Source organism: Nocardioides panacis, assembly GCF_019039255.1.
GTDB lineage: Bacteria > Actinomycetota > Actinomycetes > Propionibacteriales > Nocardioidaceae > Nocardioides_B > Nocardioides_B panacis.
On sequence record NZ_CP077062.1, the window covers coordinates 1,954,760 to 1,976,079 of the forward strand.

Genomic DNA, 21,320 nt, shown 5'->3' on the forward strand with positions numbered 1-21,320 from the left:
CGATGACGACACGGCTGCTCCTGCTGGCGGACACCCACGTGCCCAAGCGCGCACGCGACCTTCCCGGCCAGGTGTGGAGCGAGCTGGAGAGCGCGGACCTCGTCCTGCACGCCGGCGACTGGGTGGACGAGCGCCTCCTCGACGAGCTCGAGTCGCGGGCCCAGCGCCTGGTCGGCGTGTGGGGCAACAACGACCACGGCAGCCTCAGGGAACGCCTCACGGAGGTGGCTCGGGTCGAGGTCGAAGGAGTCCGTATCGGGTTGGTGCACGAGACGGGTGCCGCGAAGGGACGCGAGGCACGGTGCAGCGAGCGGTTCGCCGACCTCGACGTGCTGGTCTTCGGGCACAGCCACATCCCCTGGGACACCACCAGCGAGACCGGTCTCAGGCTGCTGAACCCGGGCTCGCCCACGGACCGGCGCCGCCAGCCGCACTGCACCTACATGACCGCGACCGCGGACGCCGGACACCTCCGGGACGTCACCCTGCACACCGTCCCGAGGTAGCAGCGACGCGCTCGCGCCCCGCTACTGCTCGATCAGGTGCTGCGGTGGGCCGGCGTGAACAGGGTGGAGCGGTCGGCCTCCTCGGCCCGGATGAGGTGCACGAGCGCGTTGATCAGGGCCAGGTGGGTGAAGGCCTGCGGGAAGTTCCCGAGGTGGCGACCGCTGACCGGGTCGAGCTCCTCGGCGTAGAGCCCCAGCGGACTGGCATAGGACAGCAGCCGTTCGCACAACGCCTTGGCACGGCCCACCTCCCCGATCTCGACCAGGGCCGAGACGAGCCAGAACGAGCAGATCGTGAAGGTCCCCTCGGTACCGCTCAGCCCGTCGTCGGTCTGGTCACCCCGATATCGCAGCACGAGCCCGTTCCGGGTGAGCTCGTCGGCGATGGCCAGGACGGTGGCGCGCACCCGTGGATCCTCCGCAGGCAGGAAACGGACCAGGGGCACCAGCAGCAGCGAGGCGTCGAGGCCGGTCGTCCCGTAGGCCTGGACGAAGACGCCACGCTCGTCGACGCCGTTCGTGCAGATGTCGGCGTGGATCTCGTCGGCGATCGTCTCCCACTTCACCACGTACTCGGCCTGCCCGTGCAGCCGCGCGAGGCGAGCGCCGCGATCGAGGGCTACCCAGCACATGAGCTTCGAGGAGGTGAAGTGCCGGGGTTCGCCACGGACCTCCCAGATCCCGTGGTCGGGGTCTCGCCAGTGCGCGGCGGCCTGCTCCACCTGGCGGAGCAGGACGGGCCACAGCTGCTCGGGCAGCTGGTCGCGGGACTTGGCGTGCAGGTAGACGGAGTCCAGCATGGTCCCCCAGACGTCGAGCTGCCGCTGCTGGACCGCGGCGTTGCCTATCCGGACAGGGCGGGCTCCGTCGTACCCGTCCAGCTCCTCGACCACGGACTCGGGGAGGTCCCGCTCCCCGCCGATGCCGTACATGACCTGGAGGTCGTCCTCGGCGGCGACGTCGCGGATGAACGCGAAGAAGTCGTCGGCCTCCCGGTCCAGGCCGAGGGTGTACAGCGCCCAGAGTGCGAAGGTGGAGTCGCGTACCCACGTGTAGCGGTAGTCCCAGTTCCGCTCTCCCCCGGGTGTCTCGGGCAACGACGTGGTCGGTGCGGCGACCAGTGCTCCGGTCGGCGCGTAGGTGAGCCCCTTCAAGGTCAAGGCACTGCGTTGCAGCTCCTCCCGCCACGGGTGGTCGGGGAACTCGCCGACCGTGATCCACTGCCTCCAGAACTCGGTCGTCTGCCACTGCTTCTGGGTGGCTTCCTCCCACGTGCGGGGCGGCGGCATCGACGCCCAGGACAGCGCCACGAACGCCTGCTCCCCCCTCGGTCATCCGGCTCCGGATGATCACGGTGGAGTCCTCGATGCCGAGCTGACGGTCGGTGGTGAGTCGGAGGACCGGCACGTCCGCGCCGGCGCCGGCGGTCGTCGCCTCGCCGTACCCGTCGCCGACGAACTGCCACCGCGCCCGCCGCCGGCCGTAGTCGAGGACCGGCTCGCACAGCACCGACAGCTCCACCGCCCCGCTGACGCACCGGACCGTCCGCAGCAGGCAGTGCTCCGCCTCGTGGTCCATGGGTGCGCGCTTGTACCGCTGCGCACGCTCCTCGAGGTGGTGCCAGGGGCCCATCACCATGGCGTCCCGCACGATCATCCAGCCGGTCCTGGTCTGCCACGTGGTCTCCAGGATCAGGCTGCCAGGGAGGTACCGCCGTGCGGTCGGCTCACGCAGGCCGTACGGCGCCACCTTGAAGCACCCTGCGGCCCGGTCGAGCAGCGTGGAGAACACGCTGGGAGAGTCGTGCCGCGGCAGGCACATCCACTCCACCTGACCGCTGGGGGCGATCAGGCAGCTCGCCTCGCAGTCGGACAAGAACGCGTAGTCGGCGATGGGGGGAAACGGGCTGGTGCCCGGCGCGCGCGGATGCCGGCTCGACGTGCGCGCTCCGGCATCGACCACCACGACTCCCGCATGCTCCAGGGGCTGAGCACCAGCATCCCTCACTGCGACCGCCTCGTCACGAGGCCGGCGGCCCGGCGATCGGTGGCAGGGGGGCGGGACGACGTAAAGTGGTGGGCTACGGCCGTGCTGTGTGGCTATCGCGTGGTCTGCCGTGGAATGGACGGTGCATGGTGGCGTCGGCCCGAGTGGCAGAGATTCTCGCTGGTGTTCTCGACGACACCGCCCTGTCGGCGAACGCCCCGCACCGGCTGGTGACCGCCTGTGCCCGGGCACTGCCGGTGACGGGTGTCGGCATCATCCTGATGACGCTGGACGGCCCGGCCGGCACGCTCGCGGTCACCGACGGGCCGGCCGCGACGATGGAGGAGCTCCAGTTCACCCTCGGTGAGGGGCCGTGCGTCGAGTGCTCGGCGACGGGCCGCCCGGTCCTGCAGCCGGACCTGGAGGCGACCGGGACGTCCCGGTGGCCGGCGTTCACGGCCGGTGCGGTCGAGGCCGGCATCCGTGCCATCTTCGCGTTCCCGTTGCGGGTCGGCAGCATCCGGCTGGGAGTCCTGGACCTGTACCGCGACACACCTGGCGATCTGGACATGAACCAGCTGCGGGAGGCGCTGTCCTTCGCGGACGCCGCCACCGCCGTGCTGCTGCACTCGGCAGGTGGACCGTCCCCGGACGGGTCGAACGGCCGGCCCGGTCAGGACGCGACTCGCCTTCCGATGCTCGAGGACCACGCCGAGGTCCACCAGGCCACCGGGATGGTGTCGGTCCAGGCGGACGTGTCGATGGCCGAAGCGCTAGTGCGGCTGCGGGCCCGTGCGTACGCGAGCGAACGACCCGTCGTGACCGTGGCGCGCGACGTCCTGGACGGGTTGGTGACGTTCGACGGCCAGTAGCATGCAGAAGGTGACGGGCGCACTGGGTCTCCCCGGTGACGCCGTCTATGCCGGCCCATCGGGACGGCAGGAAGCGGAGAAGAACATGGATGACGCGACGCGGATGGCGCAGGTGTTCGTCGAGCTCGCCGACACCTTGACCGAGAACTTCGACGTGGTCGACTTCCTGCAGACGCTCACCGACCGGTGCGTGGAGCTGCTGGACGCCGACGCGTCCGGGCTGATGCTCACCGACCAGCGCGGCGGGTTGACGCTGATGGCCGCGACCCTGGAACGAGCCCGGGTCCTGGAGCTGTTCGAGCTCCAGGTCCAGGAAGGTCCGTGCCTGGAGTGCTTCACCACCGGTGAGGCCATCACGAACGTCGACCTCGCCGAAGCGCAGCGCCGCTGGCCCACGTTCAGCCCGGCGGCCGTGCGGGCCGGCTTCGGAGGCACGCACGCCCTCCCGATGCGGCTGCGCGGCCAGGTCATCGGCGCGCTCAACCTGTTCACCGACGAGCCCGTCGAGCTGTCCGCGACCGACATCGGAGTCGGGCAGGCGATGGCGGACGTCGCCACCATCGGGCTGCTCCACCAGCGCAACACCCACGAGCAGACCATCCTCTCCGAGCAGCTGCAGAGCGCCCTGCACAGCCGCGTCCTGGTCGAGCAGGCCAAGGGTGTCCTGGCCGCCCGCGCCGACATCAGCGTGAACGCCGCCTTCGTGCGGATGCGCACCCACGCCCGCACCCACCAGCTGAGCCTGACCGAGGTCGCGACCGCCGTCGTCGAGGGCACCCTGACCCCGAGCGACATCGGCGCCCGCGCCCAGTAGGCCCGGTCAGCGGCGGCCCGGGGTCCTCAGGGCCGGGGTCCTCAGGGCCAGGGGCGTCAGGGCCGGGGTCGCTGGCACAGACGGTGTCCCGTGGGACAGAGGAAGTAGCTGACCCCCGACTCGACGGGGGCTCGCGAGGCGATCCGGTAGGTGATGCCGCCCAGGCCCCGCCGGACGGTGACCACGTAGGGGGTCGACAGCGCCCAGCCCCCGTCGTAGCCGGCAAAGACGTCGTCGGCGCCGGCGGCGTAGCCGGCGCTGAACGCGTCCGTGGCCACGTGACGGTCGGGGGCCGGCAGGGAGCTGCCTGCCTGGAGAGCGCGGCCCTCCCGCCTGCCCTGCGCCTCCCCCACCGGAAGGCCGTCGAAGTAGCCGTCGTAGAGGCCGGCCCGGTAGCCGCGCTGGTGGGCATCGTGCGTGTCGACGGTGGCCCGTCCGACCAGGATGCCGGCGCCCGCCACCAACGCCGCCAGGACCACGAGCCGTGCGATCGTGCGGATCCGGACGCCCATCAGCACTCCTCGGGACAACGCCTCGACCCGGTTCCCCGGGGAACACCGATTCTCGCGCGGCCGGGCGCGCGTGCGAAGCGCGCGAGCAGGCTTCCGCAGAGGGGCACAGCCGAGCGCCGTCGAACGGCGGTCCTCAGGGAAGGCGGTTGCTGGCGCGCTCGGGATCGGCACCTGAGCGGATGGACCGTTCCTGGGCGTTGCTCCCGTGCCAGTCCAGGCACAGCACGGTCGCGTCGTCGCTGAGCGCGTGGCCGGTCGCCTCCAGCGCGCTGTCGGCCAGCGCACGGACGACCTCGCGCGGGTGGAGCTGTCTCGTGGCCGCGATGGCCCCGGGTAGGTCGACCGTGCTGACGTTGCGCTCCAACATGCCGTCGGTCACCAGGACCACTCGGTCACCGGGCCGCAGCGTCCCCCGCGTGCTGCGGTACGCGGTGTCGGGGAACAGGCCGAACGGGAGGTCCACCGGCAGCTCCAGTGCTGTGACCTGACTGCCTCGAGCGAGGTACGGCGCGACGTGCCCGGCATTGACCATCTCGTAGGCGCCGGTGCGGAGGTCGACCCGGGCCAGCAGCCCGGTGACGAAGTCGTCGAGGTCCCGGGACGCTGCCTGTTCTGCCAGCACCGTGTTCGCGTCGGTGGCCTGCTCGAGCAGCGTGGCTCCGGTCTGCCGACTGCCTCGCAGGCTGCCGATGCACAACGACGCCGTCAGGGCGGCGCCCACGCCGTGCCCCATCGCGTCGGTCAACGACAGGTGCAGCTGGTCACGGCCCAGGCTGTAGTCGAAGGTGTCACCCCCGATGCTCGCCGCGGGTTCCAGCCATCCCGACAGCGTGAAGGCGGCCGCCTCGCAGGTCCGCGAGCCGGGCAGCAGGCGTTGCTGGATCTCCGCGGACAGGCTGAAGGGGCGGCTGCGCTGGCCCCACTCGAACAGGTCGGTGTGCCGTCGGTTCGCGATGACGACGAACGCGAGCAGGTACGCAGCGTGCCCGATCTCGGCCACCGTCTGCCGGCCCGGTTCGTCGGCGAGGTACAGCTCCAGCAGCCCGATGGACTCCCCGCGCTCGGTGACCGGTGCGAGCACCCGCCACCTCCCCAGGACCCCGTCCCCTGCGCGCGCCGGGTCGGGCGGCAGCACCTGGACGGTCTGGGTGCGCACCGCCTGCTCCGCGGGGCCGCCGTCGAAGGGCAGCACGGTCGCGGACTCCTCGAGATGGCGTCGCTCACCGGGACCCAGCTGCGTACGGACCTCGGCCTCGCCGTCCACGAGGGGGACGTGCGCCAGCCGGACCAGAGCACGCCCGGACAGGTCCGCGATGAGGAACGAGACGGCTTCGGCATCGAAGATCCCGCCGAGCTCGCGGGCGACAGCCTCCACGGCCTCGACCGGAGACCCCGACTCCGCTGCCTCGAGCACCCGCCCGACATCGAGACCCCGACCGGACACCATTCGTCGGAGCATAGACCGGCCGTTCTCCGACGTCGGAGAACGGCCCCTCCCGTGCCACGGAGCGCCTCGCCGCTGCGGACGTGTGACCGCGACGCAGGGACGGTGCTGTCGACGGTCGAGGACGGCCTCCCGAGATCCTCGGCAGCCTCACGTCTCGAAGAGCAGGGGCGCGGCCACGTCGGCCTCGAGCCGCACGTGCAGGTCGAACCCGTCCCCGGCGTCGGGGTCCGGGTTCACCTGGATGGAGGGCGCACCCACGTCGCGGGCGTACCGCAGCCAGCTGTACGGCGGGGTCACCGCGCCGGAGGTGCCGATCGCGACCAACGCCTCGCACTGCCGCAGCATCCGGCGCGCCGCCCACTGTGCATCGAGGTCGACCACCTCGCCGAAGAGCACCAGCCCCGGCCTGGTCGCGCCGCCGCACACCGGGCACGGAGACGTGGACGGATCGGACCGTGCGTCTCCGTCGACGCGTCCGGGGCAGGCGGGCGAGAGGCAGGTCGTGGTGAACACGCTGCCGTGCAGGTGGTGCGCCCGCTCGCTGCCGGCCCGCTCGTGCAGGTCGTCGACGTTGGCGGTCACGAGCGTGATCTCGTCCCCGGCGGCTGTGCGCGCCCGCTGCCAGGCAGCCAGGACTCGGTGGGCGTGGGTGGGCTCCGCGGACCGCACCCGGTCGCGGAACGGCGCCCAGTACGCCCACAGGTCCGGCAGGCTGGCCGGCAGCGACTCGGCAAGCAGGAGGTCAGGCACTCCCGCCGACCCGGTGTAGAGCCCACCGTTCCCCCCGGTACGTCGGTAGCCCGGCCGCGACGGAGAGCCCCGCGCCGGTGACGACGAGGATCCGGCGGGCCGTCGCCACCGCGGACCGGGCCGCTGCGAGGTCGGCGCACGTCGCGTCGTCGGCACGCCCCCGGACTGGTTCCGTGCCGCTGGGCAGGAATCGGATGGCCACTCTGTCCCCCCTCGTGAGAGCTCCCAGTGGACTATCGGCGGCCGGCTCCTCGAACTGAACCGCGACGCGTGAGTCGTCACCGGCTCGACCATCCAGGGGTCACAGCCGCTTCCACGGTGAACAGGGTGGTCCCGTGGACCGCGTCCACCTCCGTCCGGCCGGTCTCGGCGAACCCGACGACGTCCCCAGCAGCCTTCCGTTCGACCGCCAGCAACCGATCGACGACAGCGTCGGCGACCCGCCGAGGTCGGAGCATCAGGCGACCCGTCTCGAGCACGACGTCGCGGCCCGGAGTCGCGTCCCCTGTCATGCCGGCAACCGTCTCACCCGAGCGTGCCCTGACCGAGGTCCTTCTCGAACCAGTGGTCGGCGTACGGCTCCGTGTTGAAGGCCTCGACCTCGCGGTAGCCGCTCGAGCGGTACATCGCCACCGCCTCGGGAAGCGCTGCGTTCGTCTCGAGGCGGATCACGCGGCTGCCGTGCTCGACGGCCCTGCCCTCCAGCTGCTCGAGCAGACGTCGTCCCACCCCGAGACCACGCACGGCCGGCGAGACCCACATGCGCTTCAGCTCGACGGGTCCGTCGGCGTGGAACTTCACGGCACCACAACCGACCGGTTCGCCGTGCAACGTGGCGACCAGGAACAGGCCCGCGGGCGGCCGCATGTCGTCGGCGACCGCCGGCATGCTGCCGTCCGGGTCGAACCCGCCGTCGAACCGGTGGTCCAGCTCGGAGAAGTACGCGCCGAGGCAGAACCGCGCGTGGGCGTGGGCCGGGTCGCGCGCCTCGATCTCGACCATCGAGGCGGTGAGCAGCCTTCGGACCTGCGCCATGGCCGTGACCAGGCGGTCGCGCTGCTCGGCGCTCAGTGGCGCCACCATCGATCGCGCGAGCTCGTCACTGCGGTCGTCGAGCAGAGCACGTTCCCTGCGCCCGGCCGCGGTCAGCCGCACCAGGCGGATCCGCCTGTCCCCCGGGCCGGCGACGACCGTGACCAGACCCGAGGCCTCGAGCGAGCGCAGCAACCGGCTCAGGTACCCCGCGTCCAGGTCGAGGCGCGACCGCAGGGTGCGCACCTCGCACCCGGGCTCGCCGATCTCCCACAGGACCCGTGACTGGGCGAGCGGCCGGTCCCTCGCCAAGTAGCTGTCCTGCAGCGCTCCTACGCGCTGGGTGACCAGCCGGTTGAAGCTCCGGACCGTCTCGACCATCGCATGATCGCTCATCTCTCTGACCCTAGTCAGAGGAGTGAGCCAGGCACAGTCACCGGGGCGTCAGTACTCAGTCCCCTGGCGCCAGCTCATCTCCTGCAGCTCGAGTGTGTTCCCGTCAGGATCGGAGAATCCTGCTCCCCTGACGCCGCGGCCGAAGTCCTGCACCTCGCCGATCTCCACACCTCGCCGGGCAAGCTCGGCGCGCGCCTCGTCGATGTCCTCCACGACCAGGTGCACGCCCCTGACGCTGCCGGGCTCCCCCCGCGTACGCATCCAGCCCTGTCCCGAACCCGACCGAACATCCCGACCCCTCGGGCGTCAGCTGGACGACCCGGACGCCCTCGCTGGGCTGCACGTCGAAGTCCTTCTTGAAGCCGAGCTTGTCGGCATAGAAGGCGATCGCTCGGTCCACGTCCGAGACCGGGAGCGGGATCAGCTCCAGCTTCATGCGCATCCGGTTCGAGCCCCCCTCGGGCCTGATGTCCACTGCCGTCAGCATGCCACAGGGTGGCATCCTGACGGATGTGGTTCGGGTGCTGTTCACCTCGTGCCCGGCGTACGGGCACGTACTGCCGTTGCTGCCCCTCGTCCGGGCGGCGGAGCGTGCCGGTCACGACGTGCGGGTGGCCACGGGCTCGGACATGGCGGGTCCTCTCGCCTCTCGCGGGCTGGACGTGCACGCTGTCGGACCGACGTGGGAGGCGGCCTGGTCCGCGCACGACGCGGCGTGGGCGGCCGCCGGCGTCCCGGAGGAGCAGAAGATGAGGGACGGGGTGGTGGCGCTGTTCGGCGCTCCGGCACTCGCCCGACTCGACGACCTGTTGGCCATGGCCTCGACGTGGCGCCCCGACGTGGTCGTCCACGAGGTGGTCGAGCAGGCCGGGTCCATGCTGGCCGCGCGGCTCGGGATCCCCGCCGTCGTACACGGGATCGGACCGATGTTCCCGTTCTACGCGCACCTCATCGACGCCGCGGGTGCCGCCATCGGCGAGCCTGAGCGGTGGGCCCAGCTCTCGACCGAACGAGCCCTGGACCTGTGCCCACCCTCGTTGCAGCCCGACGGACCCCAACCCTGGCCCTCGGCCGTCCCGGTGCGGCCGAGTGCCGGTGAGCGCGGCGAGGTGCCGCGCCGCGTCGCTGACGTGCTCGCCTCCGACCGTCCCGTGGCCTACTTCACCCTCGGGACCGTCAAGAACGCCGACCCCGGCGACTTCAGGACCGGGCTCGCTGCCCTGGAGGGGTACGACGGCACGGTGATCGCCACCACGGGGCGTCGCGTCGACCCCGACGAGCTGGGTTCCCTCCCCGCGAACGCCGTGGTCGCGGAGTTCGTGCCCCAGGCCGACCTGCTGGAACGGGCCGACCTGCTGGTCTCGCACAGCGGATCGGGCACGATGCTCGGCGGCCTCGTGCACGGAGTGCCCCAGGTGGCACTGCCGCGTGGGACCGACCAGCCGCAGAACGCCGCGCTCCTGGTCCGCGCCGGCGCCGGGCTGCTCGTCGCCCCCGAGGACTACGCGGTCGAGACGATCGCGGCCGCGGTCACCGAGGTGAGCGGGGACCCGGCGTTCCGGGCGGCGGCCGGTCGCGTGCGCGACGAGATCGCCGCGATGCCCGACGCCGACGCGGCCTGGGCCGGCCTGGCCGTCTGACCCGCCGCTGCCTCACAGGTGCGCTCGCGGGACGACCACCTCGACGTGCACGCGGGTGCGGAGACCTAGTGGTCGTGCGACCGGTTCGACGGCGCGCCGCGATGCCCGACCAGCGGCACCGCGGCCCACAGGGTCACGAAGAACAGCAGCGACAGGGAGCCGGCGACGTGGGCGGTCAACGGATCGGTGACCAGGTCGAAGACCAGCCACACCACGCCGCTCGTGGTCAGCGCCAGGGACAGCAGCCCGGCCAGCGCGGCCCGGTTCGCGTTCTTGACGATCCACGGGCGCTGCCCGCGCTGGAACAGCATCCGGTGGAACGCGACCGGTGCGACGATCAGCCCCGTCGCGATCACCGAGCCGGTCAGGATCGCCAGGTAGACGTGCCGCTGGGTGCTGGTCAGGTCCGCGAACCGGGTGCTGAACGGCAGGGTCAGCAGGAACCCGGTGAGGATCTGCACGCCGGTCTGGGTGACACGCAGCTCCTGCAGGAGCTCGTGCAAGTTGCGGGTGAGCCTCTTGTGGTTGATGTCGTGCGGATGGTCGATCTGGTGTGGGAGCGTCATCTCTGTTCCTCGGCCGGGAGGCTCAGGGGCGGCCCCCGGCTCGCGGCAGGGTCGCCTCCTGCTGTCGAAGTGGACACCGTGGAAGTACCCGTCGTCACCCTCGGTGATGCAGTCGAGCCGCCGCGAACCGGACAGGTCTAGGTGCCGCGCGCGCCGCGCTCCAGTGGGCGTTCGAGAGCCGTCACCCGGCCACGGTGTCGCCGTGCCGGTGGACCACCCGCCACTCGCCTGACTCACGGCGGTACACCTGGGTCACCCGCAAGGTGTACGTGCGGGGGCGGCCCTCCACCGAGACCGACGTGTGCTCCAGGCCCGCTGTGTAGGCCATGTCGCCGAGGACGTCGAACGCCTGCAGCTCGAAGGCGTAGGAAGAGCAGTCGGAGAAGCTGTCGCCGAGCGACGTGAAGAGCTCGTCGATCTCGGGTCGGCCCCGGGCGTCGCGCCACGCACCCAGGACGCTCACGGGCTCGTTGCGGGACCACAGGGCCCGGCGGGGGCCGGGATCACCGTCGTGCAGCGCGCGCTCGGCGTCGTACAGCACGGTCCGCACCCAGGCCAGGAAGTCCTCACGGTCGGTCATCGCTCCTCAGCGCTCCCCTCGCGACCCGCACCGACCGCGGCCGCCGCGCGCAGGATCGCGTCGGCGGAGCGGTCGATGTCCGCCTCGGTCGTGGTCCAGTTCGAGACCGAGATCCGGATCAGGCGCTTGCCCTGCCACGTGGTGGCCCCCAGCCAGCAGGTGCCGTCCCGCTGGACCGCCTCGACGACGGCATCGGTGCGCGAGAGGTCGTCGAAACCGACCAGCACCTGGTTGAGCACGACCTCGTTGTGGATCGTCGCGCCGCCGGCCGTCAGCAGGTCGGCCATCCGTGCGGCGTGCGCGCAGCACCGGTCGACCAGGTCCGCGACGCCGCTGCGCCCGAGCTCCTGGAGCGCTGCCCAGACCCCGAAGCCGCGGGCCCGGCGGGACGACTCGGGGGTGACGTCCCCGAGCACGTGGTCGGTGCCGCCCGAGCCGGTCAGGTACGCCGCGACGTACGCCATCGCCGCGGCGTGTGCCTGCGCGTCGCGGCAGAAGGCCAGGCCCGAGTCGTAGGGGACGTTGAGCCACTTGTGCGCGTCGGTGCCCCAGGAGTCCGCGAGCCCCACTCCCCGGGTCAGGTGCTCGTGCCGAGGGCTGGCGGCGGCCCACAGACCGAACGCCCCGTCGACGTGCACCCAGGCGTCGTGGCGACGAGCCAGCGGGACGGCCCGCTCGAAGTCGTCGCACGCGCCGGTGTTCACGTTGCCGGCCTGGAGACAGACGATCGTCGGGACTCCCGGGTTCTCGGCCAGCACCTGGTCCAGGTGCTCCACGTCGATCGCGCCGTTGCCGTCGGCCCGCACCGGCGCGATGCCGGCGGTGCCCATGCCGAGCAGCCGGAGGGCACGGTCGACCGTGGCGTGGCGTTCCTCGCCGGCGACCACCCGGACCCGCGGGGCGCCGTGCAGACCGTCGCGGGCGACGTCGTGGCCGAGCCGGGCGAGCACCTCGTTCCGGCCGATCGCGAGGCCGACCGTGTTGCCGGCCTGGGCGCCGGTCACGAAGGCCACCGACGACTCGCTCGGCAGGCCCAGCAGCTCCTTGGCCCAGGTGCCGGCCGCACGTTCGGCCGCACCGGCGGCGGGTGAGAGGACCTCGTTGTAGGCGGGCTGGTCCCATCCGGTGGTGAGCACCTCGGCGGCGCTCGCGGCCGGTAGGGCACCTCCGATGACGAACCCGAAGTAGCGCGGTCCCACCGTGCCGGTGATCGCCCCCTCGGCGGCCTGCAGGAGGCGGGTCAGGACGTCGTCGGGACTCGTCGGTCCGTCGGGGAGCGGTCCGGCGAACGCCGCTCGGATGTCCTCGGGCGACCGGTCCGGGGTGACGGAGTGCTCGCCGACCGTCATCCGGTGCTCGGCCGCCGCCCGGGCCGCGCGGACGAGAAGGTGCTCCACATCGCTCATGCCTTCACCGTCCAGTACCTGCAGGCATCGCACAACCACCGAAGAACGTCCCGGGCGGGCGACCGCGACGTGGCTGTGAGGGGGGCGCCGGGCGCCCCGACCGACGGCCCGGAGGCGTCTGATCGGCTACGTTCGGGCGACGCGACGTCCGACGTCACGGCGGGTCCGACACGGCCCGCCTCCAGCAACCAGGAGACACATTGATCCTCATCACCGTGAAGACGAAGGTGAAGCCGGGCACCGCTGAGGACTACCTCGCGGCGAGCCGGCCCTTCCTCGAGGCGACCCGCCAGGAGCCCGGGAACAAGTGGTTCGAGCACTTCCGCAGCGTCGACGACCCCGACACGATCCTCACCCTGGAGGCGTTCGAGGACGCGGCGGCCGGCGAGGCGCACGTCAGCTCGGACCACTTCCAGCAGTACCTCGTCGACGACCGGACCAAGCCGTTCGTCGCCGAAGTTCCGGACATCATCTACGTCGACCTCCCGGATCGGCAGGGGTGGGACAAGATGGCGGAATTCTGAGGGTGCACGCCGCTTCCGGTGGACGCCCGCGGCGGGCGTGAGCAGGATCATGGCGCGCCCCCGGCATCGTTGACGCGCTCGTGACGTTGGGAAACGTGACGGACACAGTGGTTCGTCATCCTGAACACGACCGCACCCCTCTCGTCCCGGAGGACAGCCATGCTGCCCCTGCCACCCATCCGCACCTCGACGTCCTCGTTCCGGCGGCTCGCCCGCCGGATCGACGCCTACACGCTGTGGGCGTTCAACCCTCAGCATCCGTTCGGTCGCTGACCGACACCGGCTCACCGCCGGCCACGGCCCCGTCTGCCCCGCAGGCGGGGCCGTCGCCGTAGCCGGCCAGCACCCGGGCCGTGTCCACCCGGTGCCGAGGTCCGGTCCCAGACGACCCCGCTCGGAGAGCACCCGACGCTAGGCGGCAGATCCGCCGCCGGTCACGCCGGGGCGTCGGTGCGCGGTGGGGTGATCGGCGTGTCGGACCAGGCCTTCGACAGTGCGGCCCGGCTCAGGTGGGTGACGGTCGCGTTGTCCTCGTCGAGTCCTAGTGCGTTCCAGAACTCGCGGTGTCGATCGCAGGGCAGCACCGCGGCGACCCGCCCCCGGACGGGGGCTGCGTGACGGTCGGCTGCGACCTGGACGTAGCGGTGTCCCGAGTCCTTGGCTCGCCAGGCGACGACCTCGGCATCGGTGAGAACCGACGCCCAGGCGAGCAGCTCGGCGGGGTCGGCCACGGTCGCACTGACGTCGCCGACGATGTCGAGCTCTCGACTGATCGCGAGGAGCACGGAGAGCTCGCGGGCATCCTTGGACAGGTACATCGTCCCCTCCTTCACACCTTCACAGGTCGAGATCCTCGGCGGCCCGAGCGCCACCCGTCCGGGACAGAGGTCCGATCCGCCTCCCGTCGCCCCGCGGCCGCCTCGTCTGTATTCACAGTTACAGATTTTATATAGCGGTGGTAACGTCAGAGCGCAAGCACCACTCTCTTCCAGGACGTTGACGATGGCCACCTCACCCGCTCGTGGCGTCTACGCCATCTCGGTCGCGGCCGAGCTCACGGGCGCAGGCGTGCAGAACCTCCGCGTGTACGAGCGTCGAGGTCTCGTCTCACCGAGCCGCACGGACGGGGCCACCCGCCGCTACAGCGAGGACGACCTGGACCGCGTCCGCCGCATCCTGCAGCTGCTCGAGGACGGTCTCAACCTGGCCGGCATCGCGCTGGTGCTCGAGCTGGAGGACGACAACCAACGGCTGCGCACCCGCCTGGGCAGCCCGCCCCGCGGCGGCGGATGAGGCCCGGACGGGGCTCCCCGTCGGTCAGTCCGTGTCGGCGTGCCGCGACCGCGCCCGCGAGGCGACGTCGTCGTCCGAGCAGAAGCCCGTCCTGGACCGCTTGAGGCACATCAGCCCGAGCAGGGTGCCCTCGTGGTCCACCACCGCCATCCGCCGCAACCCCCGCTCCACCAGCAGCGCCTGCACGGTCTCGGCGGCTGCGTCCGGCGGCACGGTGCGCTCCAGCAGCCGCGACCAGGACAGGGCGGGGGCAGCGGCGGGAGCCTGCGGCGGCAGGTCGGCACCGACCAACGTGCCGACCAGGGACGCTCCATCGGTCAGCAGCACCATGTGCACGTGGTCGTCGGCGAGCGCCGCGCGCACCTCCGCGACGGAGGCACGGGCAGACAGGGTCTTCGGCCGTCGCAGCATGACCTCGGCAGCGATCGGGCCGCCGCCGGCGTCGGGCGTCCGGCCGGCCGTGCCTGTCGGGGCGAGGCGCACGTGCATCACCCTGTCCATTCCGCGTCGTGTCCGAGAACCGGCATCCACCGTACGTCGCCGCCGATCGCAACCACCACGAGGTCGCGCGGACGTCCTCCACGAGCGAGTCGCCCCGGCGGCGAGCGCTCGACGCGTCAGTGCGCGAGCAGGGTACGCCGCCACTCGAGGTGCCACCGGCGGTGACGGCGGGGGCGGCCAGCGGGAACGCCGTGGTCGCGCACGAGGCGGGACTGCCGGTGCCGCTCGGCCCGCCTCAGGTGCTCGTCACGAGCCTGACGGGCGAGGGCGAGCGCGGTGCTCGGGTCGATGTAGGTGCTCACGGTGTCCTCCGCTGGTCCTCCGCTGGTTCGGGCCGGGGTCCGGCCCGGTCAGGACAAGGCTCCGGCTAAGACGGCCTCCGGCGCATCGGGCGAACTCCCTATCTCGGCGGACCGTGCCGCCGCGCTACCTCAGACGAGCTCCGCTGCCCGGGAGGTCGCTCCCCCGGTCAGACGTGCTGGTCGGTCCGCGGCCGCCACGGCTCGTGCTCGTGGGAGAGCCAGACCTCAGCAGGGTCGAGTGCGCGGACCAGCCGCTGGCCCTCGGTGCGCGGCTCGTCGAGCTCGGCGAAGAACACCGCCGTGTCACCCGCGATGACGACGGGACGCCGGCCCGTCTCGACGACGACCACCTGCGAGCCCCGTGTGTGGCCTGACGCCGGGACGAGCCGGAGTCCCGGTAGCACCTCGACAGCGCCGTCGACGGGTACGTACTGCACGCCGGGGGCGTCGACCCACTCGCGGATCGTGTAGTCGTCCTCACCGCGCGCGTCGTCGAGCTCCCGGCGCTGGACGTAGATCGGCCGGCCGGGGAAGAGGTGGTTGCCGCCACAGTGGTCGAAGTGCAGGTGGGTGTTGATGACGACGTCGATGCCGGCCGGGTCGAATTCCGGCTGCGCGCTCAGTGGAATCAGGCGTGGATCCATGTCGGCCACCGCCGGGTGCAGCTGCGTCATGCCGGTGTCGACGAGCACGCGTGCGTCCGGATGGTCGATGAGGTGCACGTAGACCGGCATCCGTTCGCCCTCGGCGAGCAGCGCGGCCACGAGAACCGGGGTGACGGTCGGCGGCGGGGCCTCGCTTCCCGCTCCCCCCTCCTGACGAGGCCGACGATCACGCATCGCGGACACCTCGTGCGGTTGCCTCGTGCCCGTCGCGGCCGCCGTACCCGATGGTCATGAACGTCACCATGCCTGCTCGACTCCCTCGATGTCGGTGCGCCGCTGGGCGCGACTGCTCAGCACTACGACTTCGTCGCCGAGCAGAACTCATCGGTCGGACGGTGCCGGCGTGGGACCGCGAGGACGCCCTGGGCTGCCCGTACCGGAAGAGCGAGACCTGAGTACGCGTGCGGATGTGCGGCGAGCCACGGAGGGTCACGCTGGGGAGATGACCACACGAACGCGCATCCTCCTCGACCTGGTCGTTCGCGGAGGTGTCCTGCTGGCGGGGCACTGGGCCTTCACCACCCTCTGGGACGCCTCCACCCCCGGCCCGCACGAGACGGACATCGGTGGCGGTCTGCTCGGGCTCGGGCTGGTCGTCCTGGCGGCGCTCGTCTGGGGCGGCCTCGACGGCCGGCGCCGCGACCTGGCCCGGCTCACGGTCACCTGGGTCGGCGCCGGCCTGGTGACCGCCGCGTTCGCGGTCGTGGGCCTCGCCGTCCAGGGCGGCGAACGCGACGAGGTGCTGATCGCGATGGCCGCCCTCGCACCGTTCCTGACGGTGCTCGTCGCAGCTCCAGCCGTGATCGCCGGCTCGCTCAGCTGGGGCTTCGCGCACCGCAGGCACGCGCACGGCTGACGGCTGGCGTCCTCACGGGTGCTCCCGCGCACCGGGACCCGGGGGAGGCAGCGGCCACAGCCACACGTCCCGGCACCAGGCGCCTCCCCAGACAGTCGGCCGGCCCAGCCCGGTGAGGGGCGGCCGCTCCGGCACCCCGTCCGGGTCCCATTCGTCGGGTCGTGCGTTCCCAGTCCTGATCAGCCTCCTCGGGCCTGTCGAGGTGCTGCACCGGCGGGAAGGAGGATCCCTCGCCCACGGCTGCATCATGGCTCCATGGTGGAGATCGATCCACAGCGATTCGAGCTGATGGTGAGCGAGGCGCTCGACGGCATACCCACGGAGCTGGGCCAGCTGATGAGCAACGTGGCCGTGACCGTGCAGCACGACGGCGGCCCGACGGGTCTGCTCGGGCTCTACCAGGGAGTGCCGTTGACCCGTCGCTCGACGTTCTACGCCGGCGCGCTGCCCGACCGGATCACGATCTACCGGCGTGCCATCTGCGCGGTCTGCGACAGCGAGTCCGAGGTCCTCGAGCAGGTTCGGCGGACGGTCATCCACGAGGTGGGTCATCACTTCGGGATCGGCGACGCTAGGCTCCGCGAGCTCGGGTGGTGAACCGCGGTGGCGGGCCTCCTGAGTCTCACGGACCGCGATCAGCTCGGTCCTTCCGCTCCATGCCGCACCGAAGCAGGTAGCCGGGCAACTTGCTGACGTCACCCCAGGCATCGGTCCTCTCCACCGTGACGAGACCGGGTCCCGTGTCCGCTCGGACGGTGGAGGCACCGTCCCGGAGAGCGTCCGTCCCGGTCCTCTCCTGTATCTCGTGCACCGTCCAGGAGTAGGTCAGGGCCGGGAACCCCTCCTCATGCGCGAGCTCGTCGAAGTAGAAGAACGGATCGACGGACAGGTTGATCACGCCTGTCACCCAGGCACCGACGTGCGGCTGGTGCTCCGGGTCCGCGATCCCGATGAAGTGGTAGGCGAGCATCCCGAAGTCGATCACCTGCGCGTTCGGCCGGTCATGCACGATCTGTGCCGTGACCTCGTACTGCGAGCCGCCGATCCCGTGCACGGCCACCTCGTGCGCCTCGTCCAGCTGCCTCAGACCGCCTCGGCTGGCGAACTCCACGGCGAAGTCGATCCGCTGACCCGTGACGAGGTCGGGGTAGCTGCCGTCCTGGATGACCCATGAGTCGAGGCCGATCGTCCACGAGGGCCGGTCGAGAAGGTCGTCGTGCATGACGCCAGGGTGACAGACCTGGCGGACGGTCGATGCCCGTGCGGACGCCTGCTCGGCCCTTCTGCGTCTGGGCCGCTGGGCCGTCAACGGGGCGGCAGGCTCGCGACCCAGTCGCCGTAGAAGATCCCCATCGCAGCCGCCACGCAGACTCCGGCGACGATCCAGAAGCGGATCACGACGGTCACCTGCTCCCACCCGAGCAGCTCGAAGTGGTGCTGGAGCGGCGTCATGCGGAAGATCCTCCTGCCCACGCCGGTGGTGCGCCGGGTGAACTTGAACCAGGACACCTGGAGCATCACCGACCCGGTGACGGCCACGTACAGGCCCCCGAGGACGACCAGGAGCAGCTCGGTCCGGGTCAGCAGTGCGAGCCCGGCCATCGCCGCCCCCAGGGCGAGGGAGCCGGTGTCCCCCATGATGATCCTGGCCGGCGAGGCGTTCCACCACAGGAACCCGAAGCAGGCGCCGGTCAGGGCGGCCGCGACGGCGGCCAGGTCCAGCGGGGAGGCCACCTGGTAGCACAGGCCGTTCGCTCCGCCGCCGGACCCGCACGAGTGGTTGTTCTGCCAGATGCCGATGATGACGTACGCCGCGAAGACCATCGAGGCACTGCCGGTGAGCAGCCCGTCGAGACCGTCGATGAGGTTCGTGGCGTTGCTGGTCCCGCTGACCATGAACCAGATGAGCGCCATGACGATCACCCACGGCAACGCGGGGCCGACGTCGCGCGTGAGGGACAGCCGGTGAGAGACGGCGGCTGCCGCGCCGTCCGGGAGGGCGGGATGAAGGGCCAGGAACGCGAACGTCAGGCTGACGACGGTCTGCCCCAACAGCTTGGCCTTGCTCCGGAGACCGAGGCTGCGCTGCATCCTGACCTTGATGAAGTCGTCGAGGAATCCCACCCCGGACATCCCCACCAGGAGGAAGAGCACCAGGAGCGCGGACCGCGAAGGCAGCTCCCCCGTCACCAGCTTGGCGGACGCGTAGCCGATCACCGTCGAGGCCACGATGACGGCGCCGCCCATCGTGGGCGTCCCCCGCTTGACGTGATGCGTCTTCGGGCCGTCCTCGCGGATCAGCTGTCCAAGACCCCAGGACGCGAACTGCGAGATCGCCCAGCGGGTGAGGACCAACGTCACGAGGAGTGCGACAGTGCCGCTGAGCAGGATGGCCTTCAACCCGGGTCCGCACCGATCGTGTGTGAGCGTCCGGTAGGACCGTCACGGGTCCGGCCGGCTCGCTCGTGGTGGACAGAAACACATACGAGACCACATTCAGCGGTGCGCATCGGACTGATCGGGCGCGTGTCGTCGAACTGCGGTCCGTCCACCCGGCGCGACGACCGAGCCTCTCAGGACGGGCTGCGGGTCAGCACCGAGCGGCGCGCGTCCCGGGGAAGCAGCGCGAAGGCGACCAGGTAGATCGCTGCCGTGACGACCAGCAGGTTGTCGTACCCGGTCAACAGCGCGACGTACTCCAGGCAGCCGCCGACGATCGCTCCCAGCAGGTTGACGCCGAACGCCTCCTGGGAGTCGGCGGTGTCGGCGAAGCGCTTCGCGAACGCGACGTTCGCCAGGAAGATCGGCAGGAACGCCAGCAGCGTCGCGCAGAGCAGACGTGGCACGAACGGGAGACCCAGCAGGTACTCCGGCCGAACCGCCCAGGCCAGCGCCAGGGCAGCCAGGATGCCCGCGAAGACCACCGGGAGGGGTGGCGTGCGCACCCTGCGGGTCGTCTCGACCGCCGCCAGCACGACCACGAGGACACCCGCGAACACCAGGGCGTTGACCAGCCAGGTGGTTCCGAACAGGAGCGCGAACGTCGCGACGTTCTTGGTCTCCAGCAGGAGGAAGGCGGCGCCCATGAAGAACAGGTCCGCGTAGGGAGCCATGCTGCGCATCGGTCCGCCGACGGCCCGGACCAGCGCCAGGGACACCAGCAGGATGCCGGCCAGCGTCCAGAGGTACATCTGCGGGATGCCACCTCCGCGGAAGTAGAGGAAGGGGGCGTTGTCGGTGGCCGGGGCCACGACGGCGGTGGTCGGACGGTAGCCGGTGGCGCACGCCTGGTTGCCCTCCCTGGCGGCGACGGTGACCACTGCCTGGTGCCTGGCGAAGACGTCGACGCAGGGCGGGTGGCCGAAGGCGGTGGCGGCGGTGCCGGCCAGCCGGTCGATGAGCCAGTTCTCGCGGTAGAAGTTGTACATCGCGAAGCCGCCGTCAGGCTCGAGGTGGTCGCGGGCGGAGCGGAGTGCCTCCTCGGTGAACAGGAACGACTCCAGCCGGATCTGCGAGGCCCCGTTGACCAGGGCCAGGGAGTCGGGGAGGGCGAACAGGATCAGGTCGTACTTCGTGTCGGTGCTCTCGAGGAACGCTCGCCCGTCGTTGACGTGCGTCGTGACGCGCTCGTCCTGGTAGACGTGGTCGGGGTTGTGTCTCCTGCCCAGGTCCAGGATCCGCGGGTCGATCTCGACGGCGTCCACGTGCTTGGCACCCTTGCGCAGCGCGATGGCCACGTCCGAGCCCGAGCCGGCACCCACGACCAGGACGTTGTCGAGCGGGAGGTGGGGCAGGCGTGCGTACGGCGTGCCGTACTGCTGCGCGGCGTGCTTCAGGCGCCAGTCGGCGCGGGCCATCGTCTGATGAGGGACCCCGTTCACCCAGATCGACAGGGCACCGGGTCCCGCCTTCGAGGGATGCGTCTCCACCTTGTAGTAGGGCGACCAGCTCACGCCCGCCGTGAGCGTCTCCGAGAGCAGCATCGCGGTGAACACCAAGGCGCAGCCACCTGCGAGCAGCCGGCGGCGGGCCCCCTGGTTCAAGAAGACCAGCGCGGCGCCGACGAGCGTCCCCCACACGACGGACGGAGCCCACAGCAGGGACAGCACGGTGAACAAGCCGATCCCGACGAGCGAGCCGAGCAGGTCGTAGCGGTAGGCCGTCAGCGCCGGCAGGACTCCGAAGCACCGCCCGACGACCTCCGCGGGACCGGCCAGCGTGGCTGCCACGAGCAGGAAGATCACCGGCAGCGCCAGCCACACGGGCGGCCCGCTGACCCGCATCGCGGTGAAGTAGATGACGTCGCTCCCCCGGCGTTGGATGCTCACCGGGAAGACCAGCGTGACCACCACGAGCACCGCCAGCAGGGGGGCGGTCAACGGCAGCGCCGACCAGGGCTTGCGGCTGATCAGGAACCCGATCCCGATCCCCAGGAACGACCCCAGCAGGACGAAGTTCGAGAAGTAGCTCAGGTGCACCACGTTCGCGCCCAGCCAACGGATCAGCGCCAGCTCGAGGAACAGCATGAGCGCGCTGCCGAGCAGCAGCCGGCGCACGGGGTTGAGGACAACCTGGTCGACGTGGGCGCTGAGCGCGTCTGCCAGCCGGGACATGGTTAGAACTTAAGGGCCACGGCCCGGTTCCGATAGACGCTGCCGGGCCCACACTGCTC

The 21,320-nt window shown here is 71.3% G+C and carries 24 protein-coding genes and 2 pseudogenes; 8 read left to right on the forward strand and 18 right to left on the reverse strand.

The window, feature by feature from the left end:
- Positions 1-2 precede the first annotated feature (2 nt).
- The gene (locus KRR39_RS09515) at positions 3-506 is read left to right on the forward strand and encodes a metallophosphoesterase family protein (RefSeq protein ID WP_216941783.1); all 504 of its coding nucleotides are present in this window, start codon (positions 3-5) and stop codon (positions 504-506) included.
- A gap of 32 nt (positions 507-538) precedes the next feature.
- On the opposite strand, the gene KRR39_RS09520 is transcribed toward KRR39_RS09515, so the two are convergent.
- Both KRR39_RS09520 and KRR39_RS26060 read right to left on the reverse strand, forming a co-directional pair.
- On the reverse strand, positions 539-1,816 hold the full coding sequence (locus tag KRR39_RS09520) for a glycoside hydrolase family 15 protein (RefSeq protein WP_254185637.1): 1,278 nt from the start codon (positions 1,814-1,816) through the stop codon (positions 539-541).
- A 421-nt stretch (positions 1,817-2,237) separates the two neighbouring features.
- Positions 2,238-2,744 (reverse strand): annotated as a pseudogene (locus KRR39_RS26060) (trehalase-like domain-containing protein); the annotation flags it as partial.
- On the opposite strand from KRR39_RS26060, the gene KRR39_RS09525 reads away from it, so the two are divergent.
- Positions 2,657-3,364 carry a GAF and ANTAR domain-containing protein gene (locus KRR39_RS09525; RefSeq protein ID WP_216941784.1) on the forward strand — a complete coding sequence of 236 codons (708 nt, stop codon included), beginning with the start codon at positions 2,657-2,659 and terminating at the stop codon, positions 3,362-3,364. The pseudogene KRR39_RS26060 and the gene KRR39_RS09525 overlap by 88 nt on opposite strands.
- An 85-nt stretch (positions 3,365-3,449) precedes the next feature.
- Positions 3,450-4,178, forward strand: coding sequence for a GAF and ANTAR domain-containing protein (locus KRR39_RS09530; protein WP_216941785.1), 729 nt, complete (start codon positions 3,450-3,452; stop codon positions 4,176-4,178).
- Between the two features lie 56 nt (positions 4,179-4,234).
- Here the strand turns inward: KRR39_RS09530 and KRR39_RS09535 are convergent, their stop codons facing one another.
- From KRR39_RS09535 to KRR39_RS26065, 6 genes and pseudogenes are all read right to left on the reverse strand, one after another.
- Complete coding sequence (locus KRR39_RS09535) at positions 4,235-4,690, reverse strand: FliH/SctL family protein (RefSeq protein ID WP_216941786.1); 456 nt, start codon at positions 4,688-4,690, stop codon at positions 4,235-4,237.
- Between the two features lie 133 nt (positions 4,691-4,823).
- Positions 4,824-6,065: a PP2C family protein-serine/threonine phosphatase gene (locus KRR39_RS09540; RefSeq protein ID WP_216941787.1), complete on the reverse strand. Its 1,242-nt coding sequence runs from the start codon at positions 6,063-6,065 to the stop codon at positions 4,824-4,826.
- Positions 6,066-6,284: 219 nt separating this feature from the next.
- Positions 6,285-6,887, reverse strand: coding sequence for an SIR2 family NAD-dependent protein deacylase (locus KRR39_RS09545; protein ID WP_216941788.1), 603 nt, complete (start codon positions 6,885-6,887; stop codon positions 6,285-6,287).
- Positions 6,888-7,412: 525 nt separating this feature from the next.
- The gene (locus KRR39_RS09550; protein ID WP_254185638.1) at positions 7,413-8,315 is read right to left on the reverse strand and encodes a bifunctional helix-turn-helix transcriptional regulator/GNAT family N-acetyltransferase; all 903 of its coding nucleotides are present in this window, start codon (positions 8,313-8,315) and stop codon (positions 7,413-7,415) included.
- Positions 8,316-8,363: 48 nt separating this feature from the next.
- Entirely contained in the window at positions 8,364-8,540 is a 177-nt protein-coding gene (locus KRR39_RS24660; protein WP_254185639.1) for a VOC family protein, read from the reverse strand.
- A 127-nt stretch (positions 8,541-8,667) separates the two neighbouring features.
- Positions 8,668-8,817 (reverse strand): annotated as a pseudogene (locus tag KRR39_RS26065) (VOC family protein); the annotation flags it as partial.
- Between the two features lie 19 nt (positions 8,818-8,836).
- Here KRR39_RS26065 and KRR39_RS09560 point away from each other — a divergent pair.
- Positions 8,837-9,955, forward strand: a complete 1,119-nt coding sequence (locus tag KRR39_RS09560; protein WP_216941789.1) for a glycosyltransferase — start codon at positions 8,837-8,839, stop codon at positions 9,953-9,955.
- A gap of 65 nt (positions 9,956-10,020) precedes the next feature.
- Here KRR39_RS09560 and KRR39_RS09565 read toward each other — a convergent pair whose 3' ends face one another.
- From KRR39_RS09565 to KRR39_RS09575, 3 genes are all read right to left on the reverse strand, one after another.
- Positions 10,021-10,521: a DUF6328 family protein gene (locus KRR39_RS09565; protein WP_216941790.1), complete on the reverse strand. Its 501-nt coding sequence runs from the start codon at positions 10,519-10,521 to the stop codon at positions 10,021-10,023.
- A gap of 181 nt (positions 10,522-10,702) precedes the next feature.
- The gene (locus tag KRR39_RS09570) at positions 10,703-11,101 is read right to left on the reverse strand and encodes a YybH family protein (protein ID WP_216941791.1); all 399 of its coding nucleotides are present in this window, start codon (positions 11,099-11,101) and stop codon (positions 10,703-10,705) included.
- Positions 11,098-12,507 (reverse strand): pyridoxal phosphate-dependent decarboxylase family protein, encoded by a 1,410-nt coding sequence (locus KRR39_RS09575; protein WP_216941792.1) that lies wholly within the window; start codon positions 12,505-12,507, stop codon positions 11,098-11,100. The genes KRR39_RS09570 and KRR39_RS09575 overlap by 4 nt, the downstream gene beginning before the upstream one ends.
- A 215-nt stretch (positions 12,508-12,722) precedes the next feature.
- On the opposite strand from KRR39_RS09575, the gene KRR39_RS09580 reads away from it, so the two are divergent.
- Positions 12,723-13,031 carry a putative quinol monooxygenase gene (locus KRR39_RS09580; RefSeq protein ID WP_216941793.1) on the forward strand — a complete coding sequence of 103 codons (309 nt, stop codon included), beginning with the start codon at positions 12,723-12,725 and terminating at the stop codon, positions 13,029-13,031.
- 434 nt (positions 13,032-13,465) lie between these two features.
- Here the strand turns inward: KRR39_RS09580 and KRR39_RS09585 are convergent, their stop codons facing one another.
- Complete coding sequence (locus KRR39_RS09585; RefSeq protein WP_216941794.1) at positions 13,466-13,849, reverse strand: hypothetical protein; 384 nt, start codon at positions 13,847-13,849, stop codon at positions 13,466-13,468.
- A gap of 184 nt (positions 13,850-14,033) precedes the next feature.
- On the opposite strand from KRR39_RS09585, the gene KRR39_RS09590 reads away from it, so the two are divergent.
- Complete coding sequence (locus tag KRR39_RS09590) at positions 14,034-14,324, forward strand: MerR family transcriptional regulator (protein ID WP_216941795.1); 291 nt, start codon at positions 14,034-14,036, stop codon at positions 14,322-14,324.
- 24 nt (positions 14,325-14,348) lie between these two features.
- Here KRR39_RS09590 and KRR39_RS09595 read toward each other — a convergent pair whose 3' ends face one another.
- The 3 genes from KRR39_RS09595 to KRR39_RS09605 form a co-directional block, all read right to left on the reverse strand.
- Positions 14,349-14,807: a CBS domain-containing protein gene (locus tag KRR39_RS09595; RefSeq protein WP_216941796.1), complete on the reverse strand. Its 459-nt coding sequence runs from the start codon at positions 14,805-14,807 to the stop codon at positions 14,349-14,351.
- Between the two features lie 134 nt (positions 14,808-14,941).
- Positions 14,942-15,127 (reverse strand): hypothetical protein, encoded by a 186-nt coding sequence (locus KRR39_RS09600; protein WP_216941797.1) that lies wholly within the window; start codon positions 15,125-15,127, stop codon positions 14,942-14,944.
- A gap of 167 nt (positions 15,128-15,294) precedes the next feature.
- Complete coding sequence (locus KRR39_RS09605) at positions 15,295-15,966, reverse strand: N-acyl homoserine lactonase family protein (protein WP_216941798.1); 672 nt, start codon at positions 15,964-15,966, stop codon at positions 15,295-15,297.
- Between the two features lie 268 nt (positions 15,967-16,234).
- Here KRR39_RS09605 and KRR39_RS09610 point away from each other — a divergent pair, with 268 nt between their 5' ends.
- Positions 16,235-16,648, forward strand: coding sequence for a hypothetical protein (locus KRR39_RS09610; protein WP_216941799.1), 414 nt, complete (start codon positions 16,235-16,237; stop codon positions 16,646-16,648).
- Between the two features lie 255 nt (positions 16,649-16,903).
- Entirely contained in the window at positions 16,904-17,245 is a 342-nt protein-coding gene (locus KRR39_RS09615; RefSeq protein WP_216941800.1) for a metallopeptidase family protein, read from the forward strand.
- A gap of 25 nt (positions 17,246-17,270) precedes the next feature.
- Here the strand turns inward: KRR39_RS09615 and KRR39_RS09620 are convergent, their stop codons facing one another.
- The 3 genes from KRR39_RS09620 to KRR39_RS09630 all read right to left on the reverse strand — a co-directional run bounded on the left by KRR39_RS09620 (position 17,271) and on the right by KRR39_RS09630 (position 21,261).
- Positions 17,271-17,870: a hypothetical protein gene (locus KRR39_RS09620; RefSeq protein ID WP_216941801.1), complete on the reverse strand. Its 600-nt coding sequence runs from the start codon at positions 17,868-17,870 to the stop codon at positions 17,271-17,273.
- An 83-nt stretch (positions 17,871-17,953) separates the two neighbouring features.
- Positions 17,954-19,048: a phospho-N-acetylmuramoyl-pentapeptide-transferase gene (mraY, locus tag KRR39_RS09625; protein ID WP_216941802.1), complete on the reverse strand. Its 1,095-nt coding sequence runs from the start codon at positions 19,046-19,048 to the stop codon at positions 17,954-17,956.
- A gap of 173 nt (positions 19,049-19,221) precedes the next feature.
- Positions 19,222-21,261, reverse strand: coding sequence for a spermine/spermidine synthase domain-containing protein (locus KRR39_RS09630; protein WP_216941803.1), 2,040 nt, complete (start codon positions 21,259-21,261; stop codon positions 19,222-19,224).
- Positions 21,262-21,320 lie beyond the last annotated feature (59 nt).